8 protein-coding genes are annotated in these 6,798 nt (G+C 60.7%); 6 read left to right on the forward strand and 2 right to left on the reverse strand.

The window, feature by feature from the left end:
* Positions 1-192 precede the first annotated feature (192 nt).
* From BQ17_RS07935 to BQ17_RS07950, 4 genes are read left to right on the forward strand one after another with little or no spacing between them, the layout of a single operon-like run.
* Positions 193-1,119 carry a metal ABC transporter solute-binding protein, Zn/Mn family gene (locus tag BQ17_RS07935; RefSeq protein ID WP_089725927.1) on the forward strand — a complete coding sequence of 309 codons (927 nt, stop codon included), beginning with the start codon at positions 193-195 and terminating at the stop codon, positions 1,117-1,119.
* Positions 1,116-1,874, forward strand: a complete 759-nt coding sequence (locus tag BQ17_RS07940; protein ID WP_089725929.1) for a metal ABC transporter ATP-binding protein — start codon at positions 1,116-1,118, stop codon at positions 1,872-1,874. The genes BQ17_RS07935 and BQ17_RS07940 overlap by 4 nt, the downstream gene beginning before the upstream one ends.
* A gap of 3 nt (positions 1,875-1,877) precedes the next feature.
* On the forward strand, positions 1,878-2,750 hold the full coding sequence (locus BQ17_RS07945) for a metal ABC transporter permease (protein WP_089725931.1): 873 nt from the start codon (positions 1,878-1,880) through the stop codon (positions 2,748-2,750).
* Positions 2,743-3,195: a Fur family transcriptional regulator gene (locus tag BQ17_RS07950; RefSeq protein ID WP_089725933.1), complete on the forward strand. Its 453-nt coding sequence runs from the start codon at positions 2,743-2,745 to the stop codon at positions 3,193-3,195. Before BQ17_RS07945 ends, BQ17_RS07950 begins: the two co-directional genes overlap by 8 nt.
* A gap of 98 nt (positions 3,196-3,293) precedes the next feature.
* On the opposite strand, the gene BQ17_RS07955 is transcribed toward BQ17_RS07950, so the two are convergent.
* Complete coding sequence (locus BQ17_RS07955; RefSeq protein WP_089725935.1) at positions 3,294-4,088, reverse strand: sulfite exporter TauE/SafE family protein; 795 nt, start codon at positions 4,086-4,088, stop codon at positions 3,294-3,296.
* 381 nt (positions 4,089-4,469) lie between these two features.
* On the opposite strand from BQ17_RS07955, the gene BQ17_RS07960 reads away from it, so the two are divergent.
* Together BQ17_RS07960 and BQ17_RS24050 are read left to right on the forward strand one after the other, a co-directional pair.
* The gene (locus BQ17_RS07960; protein ID WP_089725941.1) at positions 4,470-4,703 is read left to right on the forward strand and encodes a DUF433 domain-containing protein; all 234 of its coding nucleotides are present in this window, start codon (positions 4,470-4,472) and stop codon (positions 4,701-4,703) included.
* 20 nt (positions 4,704-4,723) lie between these two features.
* Positions 4,724-4,915, forward strand: a complete 192-nt coding sequence (locus BQ17_RS24050; protein ID WP_369406464.1) for a hypothetical protein — start codon at positions 4,724-4,726, stop codon at positions 4,913-4,915.
* 702 nt (positions 4,916-5,617) lie between these two features.
* Here BQ17_RS24050 and BQ17_RS07970 read toward each other — a convergent pair.
* The gene (locus tag BQ17_RS07970; RefSeq protein ID WP_089725939.1) at positions 5,618-6,661 is read right to left on the reverse strand and encodes a hypothetical protein; all 1,044 of its coding nucleotides are present in this window, start codon (positions 6,659-6,661) and stop codon (positions 5,618-5,620) included.
* Between the last annotated feature and the right edge of the window lie 137 nt (positions 6,662-6,798).

Here is a 6,798-nt window from a genome sequence, read left to right on the forward strand (position 1 = left end):
CCCCCGTCGCTGAGGTTCGATGCGGTCGCGCCGCTTTGCCGGCGCACTCCAAAGCAGTCCGGAATCCATAAAGGGCCTTCGCATGATATTGTTATGTTATATTCTTTCGCGACCGCTGCCGCCGGTGGGTGCGACCCCAGCCAGGTTGACACGGCCGGTGCCTACCAGTCTGCGAGAACCGGAATCCAGCCGATGCGTTATACCTTGCTGCTTCTGTTGCTAGTTTCCGCCGTCGGCCCAGCCGTCGGCCGGGCCGAGCCCTTGCGCGTCTTTGCCAGTGTGGTGCCGATCCGGACCTGCGTCGAAAGGGTCGGCGGCGAGCACGTGGATGCGCGTGCGATGGTGCGACCGGGTTACAACCCCCACACCTATGATCCGACGCCGCAACAGATCAGTGCGCTGGCAAAGGCCGTGCTGTATGTGCGGGCCGGGGTGCCGTTCGAGGATGCCTGGATGGAGCGCATCCGTTCCGCCAATCCCGCCATGCAGATACTCGATGTCCGTAGCGGCATCGACCGGCGTGAGCTGGAGGCCCAGGGGCACGACGGCGATGGCGATGCGCAGGGCCCGTCAGGTCATGATCGGCACCAGGACCGCCACGGCCAGGCAGCGGATCATGCGCATCACCATGCATCCGACCCCCATGTGTGGACCAGCCCACCGCTGGTCAAGCACTTGGCCGGGGTGATCCGCGCCAGGCTCGCCGAGCTGGACCCGGCACACGCGGCGGATTTCGCCCGCAACCACGCTGCCTACGTCGCTGAGCTCGAGGCCCTGGACCGGGAGCTCCGGACCCTGCTGGAGCCGCTGCGTAATCGCAAGTTCATGGTCTTCCACCCGGCCTGGAGCTACTTCGCCGCTACCTACGGCCTGGTCCAGATACCGATCGAGCGGGAGGGCAAGGAGCCGGGACCCCGGGCCCTGACGGCCCTGATCGAGCAGGCCAGGCGCGAGCAGGTGAAGGTCGTCTTCGTCCAGCCCCAGTTTTCCCGAAGATCCGCCGAGCAGGTCGCCCGCGCCATCGGCGGGCGGGTGGTAGCCATCGATCCGCTGGCTGCCGATTATGCCGCCAACTTGCGCCGGGTCGCCCGCCAGATCACGGGGGCCGTCGCAAGATGAGGTCGCCGCAGGCCGTCATCGAACTCCGGGACCTGAGTTTCTCTTACGGCGCAGCGCCGGTGCTCGAAGCCGTCAGTCTCCAAGTCGCGGAGGGCGAGTTTCTCGGCATTATCGGCCCGAATGCCGGCGGCAAGAGCACGCTGCTCAAGCTCATTCTGGGGCTGCTCGAGCCCCAGTCCGGCGAGATTGTCGTCCTGGGAGAGCGCCCGCGCGCGGCGACGCGACGGCTCGGCTATGTCCCCCAGTACCCCGGCTTCCCCAGGGATTTTCCGATTACCGTGGAGCAGGCGGTGCTGCTGGGGTGCCTGGGTCGCCGTTCGCGGCCCGGCTGGTTGGGCGCCTTGGCACCGGGCGCCCTGGGCAAGGCCGAGCGGCAGGCCGCCCGGCGGGCCTTGGAAGAGGTCGCGGCGGCGGACCTGGCCGGGCGCCGGATTGGCAGTCTGTCCGGCGGGCAACTGCAACGGGTGCTGCTGGCGCGGGCCCTGGTCTCCGAGCCCACGGTCATGCTTCTCGATGAGCCGACGGCGAGCATCGATCTGCGCCTGGAGAGCGACATCTTCGATTTGCTGAAGCAATTGAACGCGCGTATGACGATCCTGGTCGTCTCCCACGACGTGGGCTTCATCTGCAGCTATGTCACGCAGGTCGCGTGCGTCAATCGAACCTTGGTCTGTCATCGCACGGACGTCATCGACGGTCAGGTCATCCAAGACCTGTACGGGGAGCAGGTGCGCATGGTGGCGCACCGGCATTGATGCATGACGGCGTTCTTCGCTGCCCTGGCGGAGCACGAGTTCCTGCAATCGGCCTTGATTGCCGGGCTGCTGGCCAGCATCGGCTGCGGCGTCATGGGGACCTATGTGGTGGTGAAGCGCATCGCGTTTCTCGCCGGCGGCATCGCGCACTCCGTCCTGGGCGGTATGGGGGCAGCCCTGTACTTCGGATCCGATCCCTTGGGCGGGGCCCTGGTGGCTGCCGTTGCTGCGGCCCTGCTGATGGGTTGGGTGCGGCTCCGATGGAAGGCGCAGGAGGACACCTTGATCGGCGCCCTGTGGGCGATCGGAATGGCGGTAGGCATCCTGTTCATCGCCAAGACGCCGGGCTATCAGACCGACCTCATGAGCTATCTGTTCGGCAATATCCTGTTGGTACCGCAGGCGAGCCTATGGTTCATGGTCGCCCTGGACGCCCTGCTGCTGAGTATCGTCGGCGCCTACCACCGCCAGTTTCTCGCCGTCGTCTTCGACGAGGAGCTCGCCCGGCTGCGCGGCATCCCGGTGACCTTCTTCTATCTGCTGCTGTTGGTGTTGGTCGCCCTCACCGTGGTGCTCCTGATCCGGGTGGTGGGCCTGATCCTGGTCCTGGCGCTCCTGACCCTGCCCGCCGCCGTCGCCGGCCACTATGTCCATTCCCTGGGTGCCATGATGCTGCTCGCCACGCTGCTCGGCAGTCTGGTGAGCACCCTGGGACTGGCCCTGTCCTACGGGCCCGATCTGCCGGTCGGCCCCGTGATCATCTTGCTGGCGGGCGCCCTATACATCGTCTCCGCGCTATTCACCCAGTCCCGCGCACGCCGGCGGGCACGGGCGTCCGTCGTCACCGCCGCGACCGGGGGCAAGGTGGTTGGATAAGCAGAAATTCGCCGAGGTCCTGCGCCGCGCCGAGCAGCGCTGCGCCGAACGCGGGGCCAAGCTGACCACGCAGCGGCGCACCGTGTTGGAGCTGCTGTGGGCGTCCGACACGCCCTTGAGCGCCTACGAGCTCCTGGATCGGATGCGGGCCGGCATCCGCAACCCGGCCCCGCCGACCGTCTATCGGGCGTTGGACTTTCTGCTCGAGCAGGGCCTGGCGCACAAGCTGGAGAGCCTGCATGCCTTTGTCGGTTGCACCCATCCGGATCATCCCCATGCCGGCCAGTTCCTGATCTGCGCCGCTTGCGGTGACGTGGCGGAGCTGGAGAACCAGGCCGTTATGCAAAGCCTGCGCTCCGCTGCGATGGCGATCGGTTTCGAGACCAGACGCCCGGTCGTCGAGCTGTTGGGGACCTGTGCCCAGTGTGCGCGCAAGCAGCTTTAGTCGCCAGTTACCAGTCGCCAGCTGCCAGTGGCTGGAGGCCGGCGACTGGTAGCTGGAGGCCGGATGCGGTTCACTGGGTTCCCCCGTACCGGGTTCCGTCATCCCCAGAGCAGCTTTGCCGCCACTATCAGTACCAGCACGGCAAAGATCCGCTTGAGCACCGGTAACGGGAGGGTATGGGCAAGGCGCGCCCCGATAGGGGCGGACGGCATACTGGTGAGCAGGATGCCGGCCACCGCCGGCCAGTAGACGAAGCCCGTGCTGCCGGGGGGCAGCCCCGCATGTCCCCAACCCACCACCATGAACCCCAGGACCCCGGCCAAGGCGATGGATGGCCCGCATGCGGCGGCGGTCGCGACCGCCCGGCGGATATCCAGGCCCGAGCGGGTCAGGAAGGGCACCGTAAGGGTCCCGCCGGCGATGCCTAACAGTGCCGAGAGGGAGCCGATTCCGGTAGCGATCAGACCCAGCGCCGGCCTGCTCGGCAGCTTATGGGCCCCAACTTGGGCGCGTTTGAACAGCATGTCCAGGCCCACATAGAGTTGAAAGAGCCCGAAAATGCGCCGCAGCCAGGTCGCGTCCAGGAGCCCGGCGCCGGCCGAACCGATCCAAGCGCCGATGACTAACCATGGCGCCAGGATGCGGACCAGATCCCAGCGCACGGTACCACGCCGGTGGTGCGAATAGGCCGATGCGCTGCCGGTCCCGATAAGGGTCGCAAGCGAGGTCCCCACGGCGAGGTGGAAGCTCCAGTCCGCGGCAAATCCCGCCCCGGAGAAGATCCAGACCAACGCAGGTACCACGACGACACCGCCCCCGACCCCCAGCAGCCCGGCGATCAACCCGGCACAGACACCGGTGCCCAGATAGGCCGCAAGCTCGATCCAGCTCATGGTCGGGGATCATTATGGGCTACGGAACCGCAAGGGCGCAAAGGACGCAGAGGTCCCCTGTTTATTTGAACCGCGGAGACTCGGGGGGCGTGGAGAATTGACTTTGAAAGATTTATCATTCGGTTGTTCTGACAGTAAGGGTCTGAAAGATAACAAGGTTCTTTACCGATGGTAAGTTGTCCGGCAATGCCATTAAGTTAGCTGTTGGCCGCTTGTCGTGGTGGGTCGGAATACGAAAGAGAAAACTACGAAGCGCGCGAATCCATTCGTGAGGATTCGCGTGATGCGTCGTTTTTTCGCTTACTTTGCCGACCGGTAACGCCTAACTTAATGGTATTGAGTTATCCGGGACCCAACACTTATGCCAAAGAGGTCTGCAACATGGAATGGGATGATCGAATCCTGATCGACCCGACTATCTGTCATGGCAAACCCGTCATTGCAGGTACCCGAGTGCCGGTCGCCATCGTCGTCGGAAGCCTGGCAGGGGGTATGAGCTTTGAAGAAGTCCAGCGAGAATATGGCTTATTGCAAGAGGACATTCGGGCTGCACTCGCATTCGCCGGCGCCCTGGTCGAGGAGGAATCTTTTCACCCACTACCGGGCACGGCATGAAGTTTCTGCTGGATGCCAATATGCCGCACTCGACTCTGGCTGTGTTTAGGGAATACGGGCATACAGCAAAGCACGTTCGGGACATCGGCATGGGCGACGCACCCGATCACAGGCGGGATGCAGCCGTCCATGGCCTGTCCCGCCCTACGCGCTTCGTCGTTTTCTCTTGCGTATTCCGACCCACCACGGCAAGCGGCCAACAGTTAACTTAGTGGCATTGGCTTCGATTGGATCCGCATCTTCTACGGAGCAAGCCGGTGCGCACCATCGAATGTCGGGCTAGGGCGCGTTCGAAGGTATTTGCATCCCCCACCACCGAAAGGCGCGCCTGACCCGACCTACAAGACTTGAAAAATCACCACGACCAATTGGCCCGTTGGCGGGCCGAGCAGCCTCGACGAGGGCAAACCGATTGCGACCGATTTGCGTTGATTCGCGTTCATTTGCGGCAAAAAAGTTCAGTGGTAGGTCGGGTTAGGCGCACCTTCCGAGCAGGATCGGTCCGCCATCTATCGACGGTTCCGGGTCCATTTGCGTCGATTTGCGGCTGATTTTCCCCTGGGGATCCTGCCGGGACCGGTAGGGTGGGCTGTGCCCACCGACTCGACTCACCCGGCACCGATGAGGCTGCGGGAAGCGTTTGAACCGCAAAGACGCAAAGCACGCAAAAAAGTAGTGCTCAATGACATTGAGCATAGGAAAATATGGCTTTTACCTACGGATTCTCACGCATGGAGCCCTCCGCGGCGCGGAGCTTTCGCGTTCCCACGCGGCGCGTGGGAACGAGACAACGTGCCCTGTGGGCAGGATACGCCGGGGGAGGTTCAGAAGAGGAAGATGGCATTGAGTGATAACATCCTCATCGATACCGGATTCCGGATTGGCTTGCTTGATCCGAGCGATGACCATCATGATTACAATGAATTTTGATTTTCGTTATCATTAAAAAAATCAAAATATTGCGATACTATTGCCATTAGGGTCAACAAAGCAGCAAGCTCTATGGCAAGGAAGCTATATATATTCATGTCGTTGAATATTGTACCCAATAATCGAAAGTAACTGGGATTGATTATTCCTATAATTCCCACCGCAGATGATAAGACAGCCTGCGTTACCGAAACCACGATCATGATCGGGCCTGGTCTGAATATCAGTAACAACAGAACTAATGACGATGCACCGGCAAAACCCACTACCGGTAGACTATGCCCCACATCCGGAATGGAAAAAAAGCTCTCATGCCAAATCGAATAGATCCTGGTCGGTACCCAGACTAAAAGGAACATGTACACTAAAAGCAATTGATCTTTCATTTGGGGAGTTATGGACTGTCTTGAAAATCTTAGAAAGAATAAATACCAAAAATAGAGGGTGCCGAACATTGCGGCGGATGCAGTATAGATATAATCCACATAGGCTACCACGGATCCTCTGGCCAGAAAATCGGCAGTTCCATTGAATCTCTGTACGTCGCTTTCAGTAATCCCTAAGTTCGCCGCCACACACTTTTTATATCCGGATATGGCCGCTTCGGGTTTTATCTTATCGTCTAAAACATTTCTGCGCTGTGTTTCGGCACACTGTACCGATTTCTGCAAGGCATTGCGGTTCGGGTGCTGCAGTTGGAAGGGGAGGTGCGGCGGTCCCTTTTCCTGGGCATCGGCATTGATAAGCAACAGAATAATCGACAGGATTATCAACAGAATGGTGTGCCCGAATATATATTTTTTACTGAATATCTCCGGTTTTATGGAAATTGCAAACAAGCCTGCAGCCCATGGAAGAACAATCAAAGCGAATAGGCTGTGATTGGGTTGATTTATTAAAGCCCTTATGGACTCCGGGTAAGGTACGGTGGCAATGACCGAAAAAACATAACAGAGCGCCAGGCCGAAATAGGCACTAACGCTGATTACAAAGACTTTCCTTGGTTTCTGTAACATTTTTCTATCCATATGAGCCTTCAGTGTTGAAAACGCCGCCTTGGCGTGTTTGGGGGGCTCCCTTCGGGCGCAGCGAGAAGCGACCAGCTGCGTTGTTGCGCGAGCTTGAAAGAGGACCGGCTATTCCTGCGCTCGCGCGCCTCGCATCT

It is taken from the genome of Candidatus Thiosymbion oneisti (assembly GCF_900092655.1).
In the GTDB taxonomy this organism is placed as follows: domain Bacteria; phylum Pseudomonadota; class Gammaproteobacteria; order Chromatiales; family Chromatiaceae; genus Thiosymbion; species Thiosymbion oneisti.